This window comes from Pseudomonas sp. NFX98, assembly GCF_047784845.1.
GTDB lineage: Bacteria > Pseudomonadota > Gammaproteobacteria > Pseudomonadales > Pseudomonadaceae > Aquipseudomonas.
In genome coordinates this window covers 201,014-219,809 of the sequence record NZ_JBLNNF010000007.1, presented here as the reverse complement: position 1 = coordinate 219,809, position 18,796 = coordinate 201,014, and the positions used below count along the sequence as shown (strand labels likewise).

12 protein-coding genes are annotated in these 18,796 nt (G+C 60.4%); 6 read left to right on the top strand and 6 right to left on the bottom strand.

From position 1 onward, the window contains the following. Positions 1-23 precede the first annotated feature (23 nt). The 4 genes from ptsP (at position 24) to ACM110_RS11675 (ending at position 7,263) form a co-directional block, all read left to right on the top strand. A complete protein-coding gene (gene ptsP, locus ACM110_RS11690; RefSeq protein ID WP_416127884.1) occupies positions 24-2,885 on the top strand; it encodes a phosphoenolpyruvate--protein phosphotransferase in 2,862 nt (953 codons plus the stop codon). Then, on the top strand, positions 2,885-3,826 hold the full coding sequence (pfkB, locus tag ACM110_RS11685) for a 1-phosphofructokinase (protein ID WP_416127883.1): 942 nt from the start codon (positions 2,885-2,887) through the stop codon (positions 3,824-3,826). The genes ptsP and pfkB overlap by 1 nt, the downstream gene beginning before the upstream one ends. 11 nt (positions 3,827-3,837) lie before the next feature. Further along, positions 3,838-5,577, top strand: a complete 1,740-nt coding sequence (locus tag ACM110_RS11680) for a PTS fructose-like transporter subunit IIB (protein WP_416127882.1) — start codon at positions 3,838-3,840, stop codon at positions 5,575-5,577. A 144-nt stretch (positions 5,578-5,721) separates the two neighbouring features. Further along, positions 5,722-7,263, top strand: a complete 1,542-nt coding sequence (locus ACM110_RS11675; RefSeq protein WP_416127881.1) for an alkaline phosphatase D family protein — start codon at positions 5,722-5,724, stop codon at positions 7,261-7,263. A 104-nt stretch (positions 7,264-7,367) separates the two neighbouring features. Here ACM110_RS11675 and ACM110_RS11670 read toward each other — a convergent pair whose 3' ends face one another. Then, positions 7,368-9,893, bottom strand: a complete 2,526-nt coding sequence (locus tag ACM110_RS11670) for a PepSY domain-containing protein (RefSeq protein WP_416127880.1) — start codon at positions 9,891-9,893, stop codon at positions 7,368-7,370. A 250-nt stretch (positions 9,894-10,143) separates the two neighbouring features. Beyond that, on the bottom strand, positions 10,144-12,471 hold the full coding sequence (locus ACM110_RS11665; RefSeq protein WP_416127879.1) for a TonB-dependent receptor: 2,328 nt from the start codon (positions 12,469-12,471) through the stop codon (positions 10,144-10,146). A gap of 208 nt (positions 12,472-12,679) precedes the next feature. Here ACM110_RS11665 and ACM110_RS11660 point away from each other — a divergent pair, with 208 nt between their 5' ends. Further along, on the top strand, positions 12,680-13,360 hold the full coding sequence (locus tag ACM110_RS11660; RefSeq protein WP_416127878.1) for a Fe2+-dependent dioxygenase: 681 nt from the start codon (positions 12,680-12,682) through the stop codon (positions 13,358-13,360). A gap of 57 nt (positions 13,361-13,417) precedes the next feature. Further along, on the top strand, positions 13,418-14,110 hold the full coding sequence (locus tag ACM110_RS11655) for a tetratricopeptide repeat protein (protein WP_416127933.1): 693 nt from the start codon (positions 13,418-13,420) through the stop codon (positions 14,108-14,110). Between the two features lie 147 nt (positions 14,111-14,257). Here ACM110_RS11655 and ACM110_RS11650 read toward each other — a convergent pair whose 3' ends face one another. From ACM110_RS11650 to ACM110_RS11635, 4 genes are all read right to left on the bottom strand, one after another. Beyond that, the gene (locus ACM110_RS11650; protein WP_014716890.1) at positions 14,258-15,421 is read right to left on the bottom strand and encodes a type III PLP-dependent enzyme; all 1,164 of its coding nucleotides are present in this window, start codon (positions 15,419-15,421) and stop codon (positions 14,258-14,260) included. Positions 15,422-16,080: 659 nt separating this feature from the next. Then, positions 16,081-17,238 (bottom strand): betaine/proline/choline family ABC transporter ATP-binding protein, encoded by a 1,158-nt coding sequence (locus ACM110_RS11645; protein WP_416127877.1) that lies wholly within the window; start codon positions 17,236-17,238, stop codon positions 16,081-16,083. Beyond that, a complete protein-coding gene (locus ACM110_RS11640; protein ID WP_416127876.1) occupies positions 17,235-17,888 on the bottom strand; it encodes an ABC transporter permease in 654 nt (217 codons plus the stop codon). Before ACM110_RS11640 ends, ACM110_RS11645 begins: the two co-directional genes overlap by 4 nt. A gap of 12 nt (positions 17,889-17,900) precedes the next feature. Next, a complete protein-coding gene (locus ACM110_RS11635; protein ID WP_416127875.1) occupies positions 17,901-18,794 on the bottom strand; it encodes a glycine betaine ABC transporter substrate-binding protein in 894 nt (297 codons plus the stop codon). Positions 18,795-18,796 lie beyond the last annotated feature (2 nt).

The following is an 18,796-nucleotide window of genomic DNA, read 5'->3' as shown; positions in this document are numbered from 1 at the left end:
CAGGCGCCAAAAAGGAGTAAGGCATGCTCGAGCTCACTGTAGAGCAGATATCCATGGGCCAGTCGGCTATGGATAAGTCCGCAGCGTTGCAATTGCTGGCCCGGCATCTGGTTGTCGACGGCCTGGTCGCCGAGGGCTACCTCGCCGGCTTGCAGGCGCGCGAAGCCCAGGGCTCGACCTTTCTCGGTCAAGGTATTGCCATTCCCCACGGTACGCCAGAAACCCGCGACCAGGTGTTTTCCACCGGCGTGCGCCTGATGCAGTTTCCAGAAGGCGTGGATTGGGGCGACGGGCAGATCGTCTACCTGGCGATTGGTATCGCGGCCAAATCCGATGAACACCTGCGCTTGCTGCAACTGCTGACTCGCGCCCTCGGCGAAACCGATCTGGGCCAGGCGTTGCGTCGCGCCAGCACGGCCGAAGCCTTGCTCAAACTGTTGCAAGGCGCGCCGCAAGAGTTGGCGCTGGATGCGCAGATGATCGGTTTGGGCGTGGCCGCCGAAGATTTCGAAGAACTGGTCTGGCGTGGCGCGCGATTGCTGCGTCACGCCGACTGCGTGAGCAACGGTTTCTCCGCCGTGTTGCAGCAGGTCGAAGCGTTGCCGCTGGGCGATGGCCTGTGGTGGCTGCACAGCGAGCAAACGGTCAAGCGCCCGGGGCTGGCCTTCGTCACTCCGGACAGACCATTGCGCTATCTCGGTCAGCCGCTGAACGGACTGTTCTGTCTGGCCAGCCTCGGCGAGGCCCATCAAGCCTTGCTCGAACGCTTGTGCGCGCTGCTGATCGAAGGTCGCGGTCATGAATTGGGTCGCGCCACCAGTTGTCGCGCAGTGCTGGAAGTGCTCGGCGGTGAGTTGCCAACCGATTGGCCAAGCGCACGCATTGCACTGGCCAACGCCCACGGTTTGCATGCGCGCCCGGCGAAAATCCTCGCGCAACTGGCAAAAAGTTTTGAAGGCGAGATCCGCATTCGCATCGTCGATGGCCAGGACAGCGCCGTATCGGTGAAGAGCTTGAGCAAACTGCTCAGCCTCGGTGCCCGTCGCGGTCAGGTGCTGGAAATCATCGCCGAGCCAAGCATCGCCGCCGACGCCTTGCCGGTGCTGTTGGCCGCTATCGAAGAAGGCCTGGGCGAAGAAGTCGAGCCGCTGCCACCGGTGAGTCTGCCGCGTGAAGAAGTCGTCGAGATAGCTGAAGTGCTGTTGGCGCCGGCGTCCGGCAGTCTTGTACAAGCGATCGCTGCCGCACCGGGAATCGCCATCGGCCCGGCGCACATTCAAGTCCTGCAAACCATCGAATACCCGCTGCGCGGTGAGTCCGCTGCGATTGAACGCGAGCGCCTCAAGCAAGCGCTGGCATCGGTGCGCAACGACATACAAGGCTTGATAGAGCGCAGCAAGGCCAGGGCCATTCGCGAGATTTTCATCACCCATCAGGAAATGCTCGACGACCCGGAATTGACCGATGAAGTCGACACTCGGCTCAAGCAGGGTGAAAGCGCCGAAGCGGCGTGGATGTCGGTGATCGAAGCGGCGGCCAAGCAGCAGGAATCATTGCAGGACGCGTTGCTCGCCGAACGCGCCGCCGATTTACGTGATATCGGCCGACGGGTGCTGGCGCAACTCTGTGGAATCGAAACCCCGAGCGAACCGGATCAGCCGTACATTCTGGTGATGGATGAAGTCGGCCCGTCGGATGTGGCGCGTCTTGACCCGACTCGCGTGGCCGGCATTCTCACCGCCCGTGGCGGCGCCACGGCCCACAGCGCCATCGTCGCCCGTGCCCTCGGCATTCCGGCGTTGGTCGGCGCTGGGCCTGCGGTGTTGCTGTTGGCGCCGGGCACGCCGTTGTTGATTGATGGTCAGCGCGGTCGCTTGCATGTGGACGCCGACACGGCGACCTTGCAGCGCGCCACCGAAGAGCGCGATACCCGCGAACAACGTTTGAAGGCTGCCGCCGAACAGCGCCATCAACCGGCGCTGACCACCGATGGTCATGCGGTTGAAGTGTTCGCCAACATCGGTGAGAGCGCCGGTGTTCACGCAGCGGTGGAGCAGGGCGCCGAAGGCATTGGCCTGTTGCGCACTGAACTGATTTTCATGGCCCACCCGCAAGCGCCGGACGAGGCGACTCAGGAAGCCGAGTATCGCCGCGTCCTCGATGGCCTCGCCGGGCGACCGCTGGTGGTGCGCACCCTCGATGTCGGCGGCGATAAACCACTGCCGTATTGGCCGATTGCCAAGGAAGAAAACCCGTTCCTCGGCGTGCGCGGTATTCGCCTGACCCTGCAACGGCCGCAGATCATGGAAGCGCAGTTGCGCGCCTTGTTGCGCGCTGCCGAGAACCGTCCGCTGCGGATCATGTTTCCCATGGTTGGCAGCGTCGATGAGTGGCGACAGGCGCGAGACATGACCGAACGCTTGCGTCTGGAAATCCCGGTCGCGGATCTGCAACTGGGGATCATGATCGAAGTGCCGTCGGCGGCATTGCTGGCGCCGGTGCTGGCCAAGGAAGTCGACTTTTTCAGCGTCGGCACCAACGACCTGACGCAATACACGCTGGCCATCGACCGTGGTCATCCAACGCTTTCTGCTCAGGCCGATGGCTTGCACCCGGCGGTGCTGCAACTGATCGACATCACCGTGCGCGCGGCCCATGCCAACGGCAAATGGGTTGGCGTCTGCGGTGAACTGGCGGCCGATCCGCTGGCGGTTCCGGTGCTGGTTGGGTTAGGTGTGGATGAGCTCAGTGTCGGTGGTCGCAGCATCGCCGAGGTCAAGGCGCGGATTCGCGAACTCAGCCTCGCCCAGTCTCAAATTCTTGCCCAACAGGCGCTGGCCGTGGGCAGCGCCAACGAAGTGCGCGCATTAGTGGAGGCGCTGTAATGGCCCGGATTCTTACCCTGACCCTCAACCCGGCGCTCGACCTCACTGTCGAGTTGTCGCGCCTGGAGCCCGGTCAGGTCAACCGTAGCGACACCATGCACACCCATGCCGCCGGCAAAGGCGTGAATGTGGCGCAGGTATTGGCGGACCTCGGGCATCAGCTGACGGTCAGCGGTTTCCTCGGCGAAGACAACCTGCAAGCGTTCGAAACCCTGTTCGCCAAACGTGGTTTTGTCGATGCGTTCATCCGTGTTCCCGGCGAGACCCGCAGCAATATCAAGCTGGCGGAAAGCGACGGGCGCATCACCGACCTCAACGGTCCGGGGCCGCAGGTCAGCGCAGCGGCGCAGCAGGCATTGCTGGATCGGCTCGACCAGATAGCGCCGTCGCATGACGCTGTTGTCGTCGCCGGCAGCTTGCCGCAAGGCGTCAGTCCGCAGTGGTTGCAGGCGCTGATTCTGCGATTGAAAAATCTCGGTTTGAAGGTCGCTCTCGACACCAGCGGCGAAGCGTTGGCAGCTGCGCTCAAGGCCGGTCCGTGGTTGATCAAACCCAACACCGAAGAGCTGGCGGAAGTGCTGGGCTGCGAGGTGGTTTCGGTGCTGGCGCAAGCTGAAGCGGCGAGCCGTTTGCACGCTCAGGGAATCGAGCATGTGGTGATCTCCCACGGTGCCGAGGGTGTGAACTGGTTCAGCGTTGGTTCTGCGCTGCATGCCACGCCGCCCAAGGTCAGTGTCGCCAGTACGGTGGGCGCGGGCGACTCGTTGCTGGCGGGCATGCTCCACGGATTGCTCAGCGCCGATACGCCTGAGCAGACGCTGCGCACCGCCACGGCGATTGCCGCGCTGGCGGTTACCCAGATCGGTTTCGGCATTGGCGATGCGGCGCAGCTGGCGTCGCTCGAACAGGGTGTGCGCGTGCGTCCCCTGACAGAACAATAAGAGGGTTGGTCATGAAGTTAGCCATTGTTACTGCCTGCCCGAACGGCATGGTCACCAGTGTGCTGTGCGCCCGTTTGCTTGACGCAGCGGCTCAGCGTCAGGGCTGGAGCACCAGTGTCGAAGTCACCGATGTCGTGCATCCGGAAAAACAATTGTCGGCGGCCACCCTTTCAGCGGCCGAGTGGGTGTTGCTGGTGACCAGCGCGCCGGTGGACATGTCCCGATTCGTCGGCAAACGCGTGTTCCAGAGCACGCCGGCCCAGGCCCTGCAAGATGTCGAAGCAGTGCTGCGCCGTGGCGCCGAAGAGGCTCAGGTTTATCTCGCGCCTGAAGCTATCGTAGAACCTGTTGCCGTCACCAAAAACGCCCCGCGCCTGGTGGCTGTCACCGCTTGCCCGACCGGCGTGGCGCACACCTTCATGGCCGCCGAAGCCTTGCAGCAAGCAGCCAAGCGTTTGGGCTATGACTTGCAGGTGGAAACCCAAGGCTCGGTGGGCGCGCGAAATCCTTTGAGCGCAGAGGCGATCGCCGATGCCGATGTGGTGTTGCTGGCAGCGGACATCGAAGTCGCCACCGAGCGCTTCGCCGGCAAGAAAATATACCGTTGCGGCACCGGCATTGCGCTCAAGCAAGCCGAAGCGACGCTGAACAAAGCCCTCGCCGAAGGCACGCAGGAAAGCGCATCGACCGGCGCCAAGGGCCCGGCGAAACAAGAGAAAACCGGCGTCTATAAACACTTGCTGACCGGCGTGTCGTTCATGTTGCCGATGGTGGTGGCGGGCGGTTTGATGATCGCCCTGTCGTTCGTGTTCGGCATCACCGCGTTCAAGGAAGAAGGCACGCTGGCGGCCGCACTGATGCAGATCGGCGGCGACACCGCGTTCAAACTGATGGTGCCGTTGCTGGCAGGCTACATCGCCTACTCGATTGCCGATCGCCCGGGCCTGGCGCCGGGGATGATCGGTGGTCTGTTGGCGAGCACCCTGGGTGCCGGTTTCATCGGCGGGATCATTGCCGGTTTCATTGCCGGTTACGCGGCGCAGGCGATCAATCGTTATGCGCGGTTGCCGCAAAGCCTCGAAGCGCTGAAGCCGATTCTGATCATCCCGTTGCTGGCGAGTTTGTTCACTGGGCTGGTGATGATTTACGTGGTCGGCAAACCGGTGGCCGGGATGCTCGCCGGGCTCACGCATTTCCTCGACAGCATGGGCACCACCAACGCGATTCTGCTCGGCGTATTGCTGGGCGGCATGATGTGCGTCGACCTCGGCGGACCGATCAACAAAGCCGCTTATGCATTCTCGGTGGGGCTGCTGGCGTCGCAGAGTTACGCGCCGATGGCCGCGACCATGGCGGCCGGTATGGTGCCGCCGATTGGCCTCGGCATCGCCACGTTCATTGCCCGGCGCAAATTCGCCCAGACTGAGCGCGAGGCAGGTAAAGCGGCGCTGGTGCTGGGCTTGTGCTTCATCTCTGAAGGGGCTATTCCGTTCGCGGCGAAAGACCCGTTGCGGGTGATTCCGGCGAGCATTGCCGGTGGTGCGCTGACTGGCGCGTTGTCGATGTATTTCGGCTGCAAATTGATGGCGCCGCATGGTGGGTTGTTTGTGCTGATGATCCCGAATGCGATCAACCATGCGTTGCTGTATTTACTGGCGATTGTTGCCGGGAGTTTGCTGACGGCGGTGGTGTATGCGTTGGTGAAGCGGCCGGAAACCGTTGAGTTGGCGCTGGAGCCGGCCAAGGCATAGATCAAAAGATCGCAGCCTGCGGCAGCTCCTACAGGATTGGGTTCACAGAAGGCCGATGTAGGAGCTGCCGGAGGCTGCGATCTTTTCTGTCACAACCGATTCATCCAGGCGTGCTTAAGTTTTTCCTTTTTCAGGGAGAACACCATGAGCGATTTCAATCTCGGTCGCCGCCGTCTCATGCAAGCCGTCGGCGCCGGGCTGTTGTTGCCGGGGCTGGCGCCGGCGGTGATCGCTTCGGTCAAGGATCGGCCACAGCTCACCGACGGCGTGCAGTCCGGCGACCTGCTCGGTGACCGGGCGATCATCTGGAGCCGCAGCGACCGCCCGGCGCGGATGGTGGTGGAGTGGGACACCCGCAGCCTGTTTCCCAACCCTCGACGTTTTGTCTCGCCGCTGGCCGATGCCCGTACCGACTTCACCGCTCGGGTCGAGCTGACCGGGCTGCCCGCCGATCAGGCGATTTTCTACCGTGTGCAATTTGAAGACGCCCAAAGCGGCGTCGCCAGCGAACCGTGGTTCGGCCACTTGCAAAGCGTGCCGCAAACCCGCCGCGACATTCGTTTCGTCTGGAGCGGCGACACGGTCGGCCAAGGCTTCGGCATCAACCCGGACATCGGCGGCATGCGCATCTACGAAGCGATGCGCCTGCGCCTGCCGGACTTCTTTATCCACAGCGGCGACACCATCTACGCCGACGGCCCGGTGCCTGCGCAGCTCACCACCGAAAGCGGCCGCGTGTGGCGCAACATCACCACCGAAGCCAAGAGCAAAGTCGCGGAAACCCTCGACGATTACCGGGGCAATTACCGCTACAACCTCATGGACGAAAACATCCGCCGCTTCAACGCCGAAGTGCCGCAGATTTGGCAGTGGGACGACCACGAAGTGGTGAACAACTGGTCGCCGGGCAAGCAACTGGACGAGCGCTACAAGAGCAAAGATATCCACAGCCTGGTGGACCGCGCGCGTCAGGCCTGGCTCGAATATGCGCCGATGCGATTGCAGATCGCTGACGGTGGTGGGCGGATTTATCGCCAGCTCAGCTACGGGCCGTTGCTCGATGTGTTCGTGCTCGATATGCGCAGCTATCGCGAAGCGAATGATGACAACCTCGGCGGCGCGAAACCTTTCCTCGGACGTGAACAGCTGGATTGGCTGAAGGCGTCATTGAAAGCGTCCAGCGCACAATGGAAAGTCATCGCCGCCGACATGCCGATCGGCCTCGGCGTGCCCGATGGCGAGGTCAGCCCCGGTGTGGCGCGCTGGGAGACGGTGGCCAATGGTGATCCGGGACCGGCCCAGGGGCGCGAGTTGGAAATCGCCGAATTGCTGGGTTTCCTGCGGGCGCAACAGGTGCGCAATTTTGTCTGGCTGACGGCGGATGTGCATTACTGCGCGGCCCATCATTACCACCCGGACCGCGCTGCCTTTCAGGACTTCGAACCGTTTTGGGAGTTCGTCGCCGGACCGTTGAATGCCGGCAGCTATGGACCGAATCCGCTGGATAAAACCTTCGGCCCTGAAGTGGTGTTCCAGAAAGCACCGCCCGCGCAGAACATGTCACCGTTTGCCGGATTTCAGTTTTTTGGTGAAGTGAATATCGAGGGGCAGAGCGGGGAATTGAGCGTGGTGTTGCGGGATCTGGATGGGGTGGCGGTGTTTGAGCAAAAACTGCAGCCGGTGTGACGGCCCCTGTAGGAGCTGCCGAAGGCTGCGATCTTTTGATTTTTTTAGATCAAGATCAAAAGATCGCAGCCTTCGGCAGCTCCTACAGGGGAGGTGCGGTGTTATCAGTAAACGTCGCGGCGATAGCGGCCCTGTTCAATCAGGCGCTGCACTTCGGCGGTGCCCAATACATCGTTGAGCACTTGATCAACTCCGGACGCCATACCCTGCAAACTGCCGCAGATATAGATCACCGCACCGTCCGCCAGCCATTTTTTCAGTTCGCCGGCCGATTCACGCAGGCGATCCTGCACGTAGATCTTCTCAGCCTGATCCCGCGAGAAGGCCAGGTCCAGACGCTGCAAGTCACCGGAAATCAACCACTCTTCCAGCTCGTCGCGGCACAGGTAATCGTGTTCGCGATTACGCTCGCCGAACAGCAGCCATTGATGTGTTTGACCATCGGCAATCCGCGCCTTGAGCAAACTGCGCAACCCCGCCAGCCCGGTGCCGTTGCCGAGCAGGATCATCGGCACCGGTTCGTTCGGCAGATGGAAACCACTGTTACGACGCACCCGCAGGCTGATGTTGCCGCCCACTGGCGCATGTTCAGTGAGCCAGCCGGAACCAACCCCCAAGCTGCCGTCGTGGTGCAGCTCCTGGCGCACGATCAATTCCAGAATGCCGTCGGCGGCAATCGAGGCGATGGAGTATTCGCGCATGGCCAACGGCACGAGGGCGTCCAGCAGGGCTTGTGCGTGCAGGCCGACCAGATGACTGCGGTTCTGCGGCAGTTGGCGGCCGGCGAGGGCTTGCTCCAGCGGTTGCGTCAGACCGTCGTGCTCAATCGTGGCCCGACCGTCGATCCCGAGGCCATCGAGGAAATGTTCGATCGCCCACGGACAGTTGCGCGGCAGCACTTCCACCAGGTCACCGGCCAGCCAACTGCTGGTGGTTGGCGCTGTAAGGCCTAGCAGATAAACCGGCGAACCGCTGCTGTCAGGGTTGAGCAATTCGCGGCGGGTCAGGGTCCAGTTGTCGTAGCTCGGCGCTTGCCATGTATCGGCAGGCGCCTGGCCTGTCAACAGGCCGAGTTGCTGTTGCCAGTGACGCAGGGCGTAAGGATCGCCGCTGTCGACTTCCACCGGCGCGAACAAGGTCTTGCCGCCGTGTTCGCCGAGCCAGTTGTGCAGGCGTCGGGCAAAACCGCAGAAGTGTTGGTACTGGCGGTCACCGAGGCCGAGTACTGCATAGTTCAGGCTTTCCAGGCTCAAGCTGCGGCCCAGTACCTTGCGTTCAAAACCACGGGCGCTGTCCGGCGCTTCGCCATCGCCGAAGGTGCTGACTACGAACAATGCGTTGTCTGAATCACGCAGGTCCTGCTCACTGACATTCGCCAGCGGCTGCACTTTCACCGGCAGGCCGGCAGCCTGCAATTGGCCGGCGGTCTGCCACGCCAGTTGCTCGGCAAAGCCGCTCTGACTGGCGAAGCCGATCAGCCATGCAGGGGCGTCGCTGCCCGGTTGAACCAGGCCTTTGCGCGCGTCCTTGATCTGGCGTTTTTTGCGTCGGCGATCCAGGTACAGCATCCATCCGGTGATGAAGAACAGCGGCATGGTCAACGCGGTGATGGTCAGGATGATCCGCCCGCCGATGCCAAAATAACTGCCGGTGTGCAACGCGTAGATGCTGGTCAGCAATTGCGCCTTGAAGCTCTTGTCGCTGTAGCGGTCATGCCGCTTGATCACGCCGGTGACCGGGTCGAGGGTGATCTGGTTCAGCGCGCGGTCGTGGGGCGAATTTTTGAGCAGGTAAAAAACGGTCGCCGGTTGCCCAGCCACCGGTGGCATGCGGGTGTTGTAGAAACTCAGGCCAGGACCTGCCGCGCTGTAGATGCTGCTCCACATCGTTGAATAATCGGCGATCGGCGCCGGGCCACTGGGTGCAGGGCCGCGAGCGCGAACGCGTTCGTTCTGTGGCGAGTCGGAGAGCAATTGGGTCAGGCCCTTGCTGTACCACTCGTAGGACCAGTACAACCCGGTCAACGCCGACAAGAGGTAAAACACCAGGCACCAGGTGCCCGCAACCGAGTGCAGGTCCCAGTTGAAGCTGCGACCTTTTTTCTTCCAGTCGAGGGTCAGCCAGGCGCGCCAGTTTTTCCACTGGCGCGGCCAGCGCAGGTAGAGGCCGGACAGGCAGAAAAACACCAGGATCAAGGTGCAGGCGCCGGTGATTTGTCGACCGGTATCGCCCATGGCGAGGAAGCGATGCAGTTGCAGCATCAGGCCGAAGAATTGCTGGCCGCTGGCGTCGCCCAGCAGCTCGCCGGTGTACGGGTCGAAAAAGCGCATCGGGCCGCGACGCTCACCCGCAGGCGGAGTGAAGAAGGCGCGTGCGGCGATGTCGCTGTCGATGTCCACCGAGAGCATCGAGACTTTCAGGCTCGTGGCAGCTTCGATTTTTTCCACCAGTTCGGCGGGCGGCAGTACACCGGCGACCTGTTTTTGCACCTGCAACACGGAAGGATTCAACGTGTACAGGATCTCATCCTGAAACGACACCATCGCCCCGGTGATGCCCATCAGGGCCAGGACCAGTCCGGCGCTGATGCCAAAAAACCAGTGCAACTGGAACAGGGTTTTCTTCAACACGTCGCTCGCCTTGTTCGTTCAAAAATAATCATCACGGCGCGCATTATGATGCCGTGGGTTGTCGAGAAACATTCTTTTTTACACACAAAAGCCCCGCTCACCTGGATGAACGGGGCTTAGCCAGAACTAATGTAGGAGCTGCCGCAGGCTGCGATCTTTTGATCTTGATTTTTGATGGCATTTGAATCGCCGAAGATCAAAAGATCGCAGCCTGCGGCAGCTCCTACAGGGCCTGGCCTTCACACTTCCATTAGAAGTGGAAGTTGGTGCTCAGCAAAGCAGTTCGGCCCGCCGCCTGGTTGGCGAAGTGAGTCGAGAACGCCTTGTCGTAGTAGGTTTCGTCGGTCAGGTTCTGCACGTTCAGTTGCAGGTCGATGTTCTTGGTCAGCTTGTAGGCGGCCATTGCATCGTAGCGAACGTAGGAATCAACCATGGTGGTGTTGGCTGCGCTACCGAACACGTCGTCGACATAGAACGCGCCGCCGCCGATGGTCAGCTTCGGCGTGACCTGGTAAGTCGTCCACAGGCTGGCGCTGTTCTTCGGTGTGTTCGGCAGTTCGTTGCCATTGTTGGCCTTGTTTGCCGGCAAGTCGCCGCCATCCACTTGCTCGCTGTCCATGTAGGCGTAACCCGCGAACACCTGCCATTTGTCGGTGAGCTTGCCGGTGGCCGACAGTTCGAAACCTTGAACGCGGGTTTTACCGACGTTTTCATAGGTGGTGGTGTTGGTTTGCACACGAGCGTTTTCTTTCTCGGTGCGGAAGATATCGGCGGTCAGCGACAGGCGATTGTTCAGAAGATCCCACTTGGTGCCGATTTCGTAGTTCTTGGTGGTTTCCGGCTCCATGTCGCTGCTCAGCAAGTTGCCGTTGCGATCTGGGGTGCCGCCCAGCGGGTTGCCGTCCTGGCCTTCGCCGAGGGTAGCGCCCGGTGGTGTGGCGGACGTGGCGTAGGACGCATAGATGCTGCCGTTTTCCGCCGGCTTGTAGACCACGCCGAACTGACCGGTCACGAACTCGCTGACATCATCGCCCTTGGAGGTAGTGGTGCCGGCAGCGTTGTAGGTTTTGTAGTCGGTGTCGAAATGGTCGTAACGCAGGCCCATGTTCACCAGCCACTGCTCGGACAACGTCAGGGTGTCGAACACGTAGAGCGCGTAGGTTTTGCCGGTGGTGTCGGTGCCGGCGTAGTTACGCGAGATGGCACCGTTCCACGGATCGCTCGGGGTCGGGTTGGACAACGACGTGCAGTTGTAGCCGCTTGGTGCGCCGATCAATGCCGGGCTGCAGTTGGTGCTGGCGTTGCCTGGCGAGCCCGGGGTGGTGTCGGTGTTGACGTTGTACGAAGATTTTTGGCTTTCTTCGCGGCTCAACTCGACACCGGTGGCGAAGCTGTTCTTGAAGCCGGCGATGTAGACATCACCGAACAGGTCGGTCTGGTTAGTCGTGGTCTCGGTGTTGCTGACGCGGGTGTTGGCCCGGCGCCAGACGCTGCCGTTATTGACGTTGCCCTTGCTGTCATCCGGCTGGGTCAGGATGTAGTCCTGCATGCTGTTGCCGTGGCGCAGGGTGTTCTTGACGGTCAGCGCATCGCTCAGATCGTGCTCGATGGCGATGGTCGCGGTATCGGTGCGGCCCTTGCGGAAGTCGCGGCCATCGAGACCATAGAAGTTGCTGCTGTCGCCGCCGTCCTGAGGCTTGTCCGGGTTGGACTTTGTACGGGCAGCGGAGCCAGCGGTCGGGATCGAGTAAGGAATGCCCGAGTCCGGGGTGTCGTTGCTTTCCAGATGGTAGTAGTCGAGGTTGACGCGGGTGTCGGTGCCCAGGCCAAAGGCCAGCGACGGTGCGACGCCCCAACGGTCGTAATCGACGCTGTCGCGGCCGGCGACGTTGCTTTCGTGGCTCATCAGGTTCAGACGGCCGGCGACGGTGTCGGAGAACTGGTAGTTGCCGTCCATGGTGTAACGCTGGGTCTGGTCGGAGCCCCAGGTGTAGCCACCGTCGAACGAGTTGCCCAGGTGGGCTTTCTTGCTCACCAGGTTGATGCTGCCGCCGGCCGCACCACGGCCGCCGATGGCCGAGTTCGGGCCTTTGCTGACTTCGATCGATTCAACGGCGAAGATCTCGCGGCTCTGCGAACCGGTGTCGCGCACGCCATCGAGGTAGGTGTCGCCCTGAGCATCGAAGCCGCGAATGAACGGGCGGTCGCCCTGCGGGTTGCCGCCTTCACCGGCACCGAAGGTGATGCCTGGAACAGTGCGCAGCGCATCCTGCATGTTCAGGGCGCCGGTGTCTTTGAGGACTTGTTGCGGGATGACCGTGATCGAACGCGGGGTGTCGACCAGCGGTGCGGTGTACTTGGGCGAGGAGGCTTTCTCGACGTTGTAGGAGGTCTCGTCCTGGGCTTCGCCGGTGATGGCGGTGGCACCCAGCGAAATGGTATTGCTCGGCGCTTTTTCGTCGGTTTTTTCCGTCGCGAATACCATGTGGCCCGCAGAGCCGGCAGTGATTGCAACGCCGATTGCAGAAGCGAGCAAACGTGGTGAACTGACCGGTAGTTGTGGTTGCTGACGTGACATTTCGGATTCCCCTCCCCAAGGATTTGAGGCCGCGGAATATAGGGTAAACACGTATTCGTATCAATTGCGAAACATTACTATTCGCACTTAATTTACATTCTTTACAATTTAGCCTTACGGTTTTTGCTGTTTCGTTCGTCTAGCGGATTTTACATGGGCAATAAGAATCAATACCATTGGCACCCCTTGGTTCTCAGGCGTCCTTCCCATGCTGCTGCACATTCCCGGCTTGTTCGACAAAGAAGAAGTGCGGCGCATTCGCGAGGCTCTGGAGCAAGCTGATTGGGCCGATGGCAAGATCACGGCCGGTTATCAGTCGGCCAAGGCCAAGCACAATTTGCAGTTGCCGGAAGGTCATCCGCTGGCCAAGGAAATCGGCGCGGCCATGCTGGAGCGGTTGTGGAAAAATCCGCAGTTCATGTCAGCGGCGTTACCGCACAAAGTCTTCCCTCCGTTACTGAACTGTTACACGGCCGGCGGCAGTTTCGACTTCCACATCGACAACGCCGTGCGTCAGCCCAAGGGCAGCGTCGAACGGGTGCGCACCGACCTGTCGGCCACGCTGTTCTTCAGCGAGCCCGAGGACTACGACGGCGGCGAACTGGAAATCCAGGACACCTTTGGCACCCAGCGCGTGAAATTGCCTGCCGGCGATATGGTGCTGTATCCCGGCACCAGCTTGCACAAGGTCAACGCGGTGACCCGTGGCACGCGTTACGCCTCCTTCTTCTGGACGCAAAGCCTGGTGCGCGAAGACAGCCAGCGTGCCCTGCTGTTTGAAATGGACGGCGCGATCCGCCAACTCACGCAGGATGTCCCCGATCACCCGTCGCTGATCCGCCTGACCGGCACCTATCACAACCTGTTGCGCCGTTGGGTCGAGGTGTAAGTGGCGGACTTTCGCTTGCGCCGCGAGGAAGTGCTCGACGGCGAACGCCTGCGCTCGATGCTCGACGAAAGTCCGGCCCGCGCAGCACAGGCCATCCTGATCGCCGCCCGTGAAGGTGAAACAGAGGCGCAGGCGTTGCTTGGGCAGATTCTGCTGGACGGGCTTGGGATCGCGCAGGATCAAACGCTGGCGCTGCGCTGGTTCGACATTGCTGCCCGGCAAGGCCACCTGATGGCGCGCAACATGCTCGGCCGTTGTCATGAGCATGGCTGGGGTTGTATTGCCGATGCGACAGTTGCAGCGCGGCACTATCGGACCGCCGCCGAAGCCGGGCTGGATTGGGCGATGTACAACTACGCCAACCTGCTGGCGACCAGGCGCGGGGTGGTTGAGGATCTGTTGCAGGCGTTGAGTTTGTATCGCCGAGCTGCGGAACTCGGCCATGCGAAATCAATGAATCTGTTGGGTCGATATCTGGAAGAAGGGCGAGTCTGTCCGGCTGATCGGGCGGCGGCCCGTGACTGGTATCGGCGTTCGGCCGAGGGCGGGGATTTTCGTGGGCAGTTCAGCTATGCGGCAGTGCTGACTGACGAAGGTAATATTGATGATGCATTGGGCTGGCTGCATAAGGCGCTGGCCGGTGGCAATCTGAATTTCTTGCGGGTGGCGAGTCAGGCTCTTATGGGCGCAACTGATCCACGTATTCAGGCGATGGCAGGCGACTACGCCAAACGATGCGCTGAACTGTAGGAGCTGCCGCAGGCTGCGATCTTTTGATCTTGCTTCTGAAATCAAAATCAAAAGATCGCAGCCTGCGGCAGCTCCTACAAGGACGAATAAGCAGGCACAAAAAAGCCCATGACAAGTCATGGGCTTTTTGCATTCAGCGAATAACGCTTACACGTAGAACGACTTCAGCGGCGGGAAGCCATTGAATTCTACAGCGCTGTAGCTGGTGGTGTATGCGCCGGTCGACAGCCAGTACAGGCGATCACCGATGGCCAGGTTCAGCGGCAGGCCGTACTTGTAGTTTTCGTACATGATGTCGGCGCTGTCGCAGGTTGGGCCGGCGATCACGACTTCTTCCATCTCGCCTTTTTTCTCGGTCCAGATCGGGAACTTGATGGCTTCGTCCATGGTTTCGATCAGGCCGGAGAACTTGCCCACATCCGTGTACACCCAACGCTCAACGGCGGTGCGGGATTTACGCGCGACCAGTACCACTTCGCTAACCAGAATACCGGCGTTGGCGATCAGCGAACGGCCCGGTTCCAGGATGATTTCCGGCAGGTCGTCACCGAAGTCTTCCTTGAGGAAACGGATGATTTCTTCAGCATAGGTTTCCAGGCTGTTGGTGCGGGTGATGTAGTTGGCCGGGAAGCCACCACCCATGTTGATCAGCTTCAGGTGGATGCCGTCTTCTTCTTTCAGGCGTTCGAAGATCACTTTGACCTTGGCGATTGCCGCGTCCCAGACGCTGATGTCGCGCTGCTGCGAGCCAACGTGGAACGAGATGCCGTAAGGCACCAGGCCCAGGTCACGGGCGAGGATCAGCAGGTCCATGGCCATGTCGGTCTGGCAGCCGAATTTGCGCGACAAAGGCCAGTCGGCAGTGGTCGAGCCTTCGGTCAGGATGCGCACGTAGACTTTCGAGCCCGGAGCGGCCTTGGCGATGTTGCGCAGGTCGGCTTCGGAGTCGGTGGAGAACAGGCGCACGCCCTTCTCGTAGAAGTAACGGATGTCCTTGGATTTCTTGATAGTGTTGCCGTAACTGATTCGGTCGGCGCTGACGCCGCGGTCCATGACCTTGTCCAGCTCGTAGATCGAGGCGATGTCGAAGCTCGAACCCTTGTCTTTCAACAGGTCGATGATCTCGACGGCAGGGTTGGCCTTGACCGCGTAATAAACCTTGGCGAATTCGAAACCGGCGCGCAGGTCATCGTAGGCCTGGCTGATCATCGCGGTGTCGATCACCACGAACGGGGTTTCTTGCTTGTCGGCGAACGCCTTCATTTTGTCAAAAGTGGCGCGCGCGAAATAGTCTTCGACGTTGATCGACATGCTGGGAACTCCTACTGGCAAACTAAAATTATCAATGGGTGCAAATGAACGTCCTCCGTATCCCCACTTTGGTTCGCCTACTTCCCAAGGCATGTCGCCGAAAGCAAAAAGGCCATGGGAAGTGCAGCTTTCCCTTGGCCTTGCTGTCTCGTCGTCAGTACTTGAGCCGGATGGATCGTTTCCAGCATGGACGTTCGGCGCGAACTTTAGGGCGTGAGGGGCTTGAGATCAACAAAAAATGTCGCGTTTTTGCACGCTTCTGACGTGCGTTATGTTCATCACTCGTTGTAACCGACTCAGATGACAGTCGGATGTTCCCGACGAATTGCGAAGTGTTAAAAATACCTGCACGTTCGCGGCTTTTGTGCGTCAAGTCGCTAGTAAGTATGATGGCGTCAACTTCGGCGACGTTGAGTGCGAGAAGACGATCTGAGAGGAGATTTGGCTAATTCAGGGAGTGATTTTGGAGAGCTTTTGTCGGCGGCACTGTTGATATTTTTTTCCGGCCTGCCGAACACTCAAAAAACGTACGGTTCCTGTAGGAGTGAGCCTGCTCGCGATGACAATTTCACAGCCAATATCCTCTTCGACTGACATTGCGCTATCGCGAGCAGGCTCACTCCTACAGGTTTTGCAATTTTACCGGGTGATTTGAGGTGTCAGGCGACCACCGCCTCGGCTGGCGACACGATGTTGGTCTTCATCCCTCGCGAACGGCCTGAGCTCAAGTAAGCCGCAATCGACTCCTGCGTCACCTCACCCAGAAATACTCGCTCGGCATCCAACACCGGCAGCCACGCGCGATTGAACTCGTACATCCGCGACAGCAGGATGCGCAAATGCTCGTCATACGCTGCGGTGGCATTGAACTCGCGCAGGTACTGGCCGCAGGTGCCGGTCTGACGGTGCAGGTCGCGACGTCTTACGTAGCCCAGGGCTTTGTTCTCGGTGCAGGTCACCACCACGTAGCGGCGGTCATGCTCGTCCATCAATTCCAGCGCTTCGGCCACCGGTGTTTCCGGGCTGACGGACGGTGCGTTATCCGCTGCGTCTTCGGCTTTCACCAGCAGCAGGCGCTTGAGGGTGCTGTCCTGACCGACGAAGTTGCTGACAAAGTCATCCGCTGGGTGGGCGAGCAATGTGTCCGGATGATCAATCTGCAATAGTTTGCCGGCGCGGAAGATCGCAATCTTGTCGCCGAGCTTGATTGCCTCGTCGATGTCGTGGCTGACCATGATCACGGTCTTGTTCAGCGCCCGCTGCATTTCGAAGAACTCGTTCTGGATCATCTCGCGGTTGATCGGGTCGACCGCGCCGAACGGCTCGTCCATCAACAACAGCGGCGCATCGGCGGCCAGTGCGCGGATCACGCCGATCCGCTGTTGCTGTCCACCGGACAGTTCTCGCGGATATCGATGCAAATATTGTTTGGGCTCAAGCTTGATCATGCTCATCAATTCGCGTGCGCGGTCGTGGCATTTCTGTTTGTCCCAGCCGAGCAGTTTCGGCACGACAACGATGTTCTCTTCGATGGTCATGTTGGGGAACAAACCAATCTGCTGGATCACGTAGCCGATGTTGCGGCGCAGGGTCACTTCGTCGAGGCCAGTGGTGTCTTCGCCATTGATCAGGATCTTGCCTGACGTCGGTTTGATCAGGCGGTTGATCATTTTCAGCGTGGTGCTTTTGCCGCAACCCGATGGCCCGAGGAACACGCAGATTTCGCCTTCGTTGACGGTCAGGCTCACCGAGTCCACGGCTTTCACGTCTTTGCCGTTGCTTTGGAAGGTCTTGCTGAGGTTTTGAAGTTCGATCATTTCAGGAGTCCTTTTGGAGTCAGCGAACGTTGCAGCCATTGCAGAAGCAGGTCGGCGAAGATGGCCAGGAGGCTGACCAGTACGGCGCCGACGATCAGCATCGACATGTCGCTGCGGCTGATGGAAGCGAGGATGAGTACGCCCAGGCCTCCGGCGCCGATGGTGGCGGCGATGGTCATCACGCCGATGTTCATCACCACGGCGGTGCGCACGCCGGCGAGGATCACCGGCACGGCGATGGGCAGTTCGACCATGCGCAGGCGCTGGCCGAAGGTCATGCCGATGCCGCGCGCGGCCTCGCGGATGCCCGGTTCGACGCTGGTCAGGGCCAGGTAGGTGTTGCGCATGATTGGCAGCAGTGAATAGAGGAACACGGCGGTGATCGCCGGCATCGGGCCGAGGCCCTGACCGAATTTCGAATAGAACGGCAGCAGCAGGCCGAACAGGGCAATCGACGGTACGGTCAGCAGCACCGTGGCGCTAGCCTGCAAAGGCCCGGCGAGAGTCGGGAAGCGCGTCATCAAAATGCCCAGCGGCACACCGACCAGAATCGCCAGGGTCACGGCGATGCCGACCAGGGTGATGTGTTGCCACGTCAGGTGTAAGACCAATGGCCAGTCGAGATGGGAAAAGGCGTTCAAAAATTCCATGACTTTTCCTCCTTAATTGATCGGGTGCTGGCGCAGGAAATCGGCGGCAACGGCTGAGGGGCTTTGGTGCTCGACGTCGACCCGCGCATTCAGCTCGCGCATGGTGTTGTCATCGAACAGTTCGGCCAGCGGCTTGAGTTGTTCGGCCAGTTGCGGATGCGCGTCGAGGTAGGCCTGACGCACCACCGGTGCGGCGGTGTAGTCGGGGAAGTAGTGCTTGTCGTCTTCCAGCAGTTTCAGCTTGAAGGCGTTGAGGCGACCGTCGGTGGTGTAGACCAGACCGGCAAACACCTGGCCGTTGCGCAACGCGGTGTAGACCAGACCTGCGTCCATCTGGCGGATGTTTTTGCGGCTCAGGTTCATGTCGTAGAGCTGCACCATGCCGTCGAGGCCGTCCGAGCGGTTGGCGAATTCGGTGTCCAGCGCCACCAGATTGTTGGTCTTGGCTTCCTTGCGCAGCACTGTGTTCAGCTCGCTGATGGTGTTGATTTGCGGGTACTCATCTGCGACGTTTTTCGGCAGGGCGAGGGCGTAGGTGTTGCTGAATTTCGATGGCGTCAGCCAGACCAGTCCTTTTTTGCCGTCGAGTTCTTTCACTCGGGCGTAGGACTGTTCGCTGTCGAGTTTTTCAGTGACATGGTTGTAGGCCACCAGCGACACGCCGGTGTATTCCCAGAGCATGTCCAACTGGCCACTTTCATGGGCGCTGCGGGCCAGGTTACTGCCCAGTCCGCCGGTTACTTGCACCTCGTAACCCTTGGTTCGCAGGTACTGCGAGGTGATTTCCGCCAGCAGGGTTTGCTCGGTGAACACGCGGGCGCCGATGCGGATGACGGGTTTTTCCGCAGCTTGGGCAAATCCTGCGAACAGCAGAACGCAGCCTAGTAAAAAGCTTGATGTTTTCATGA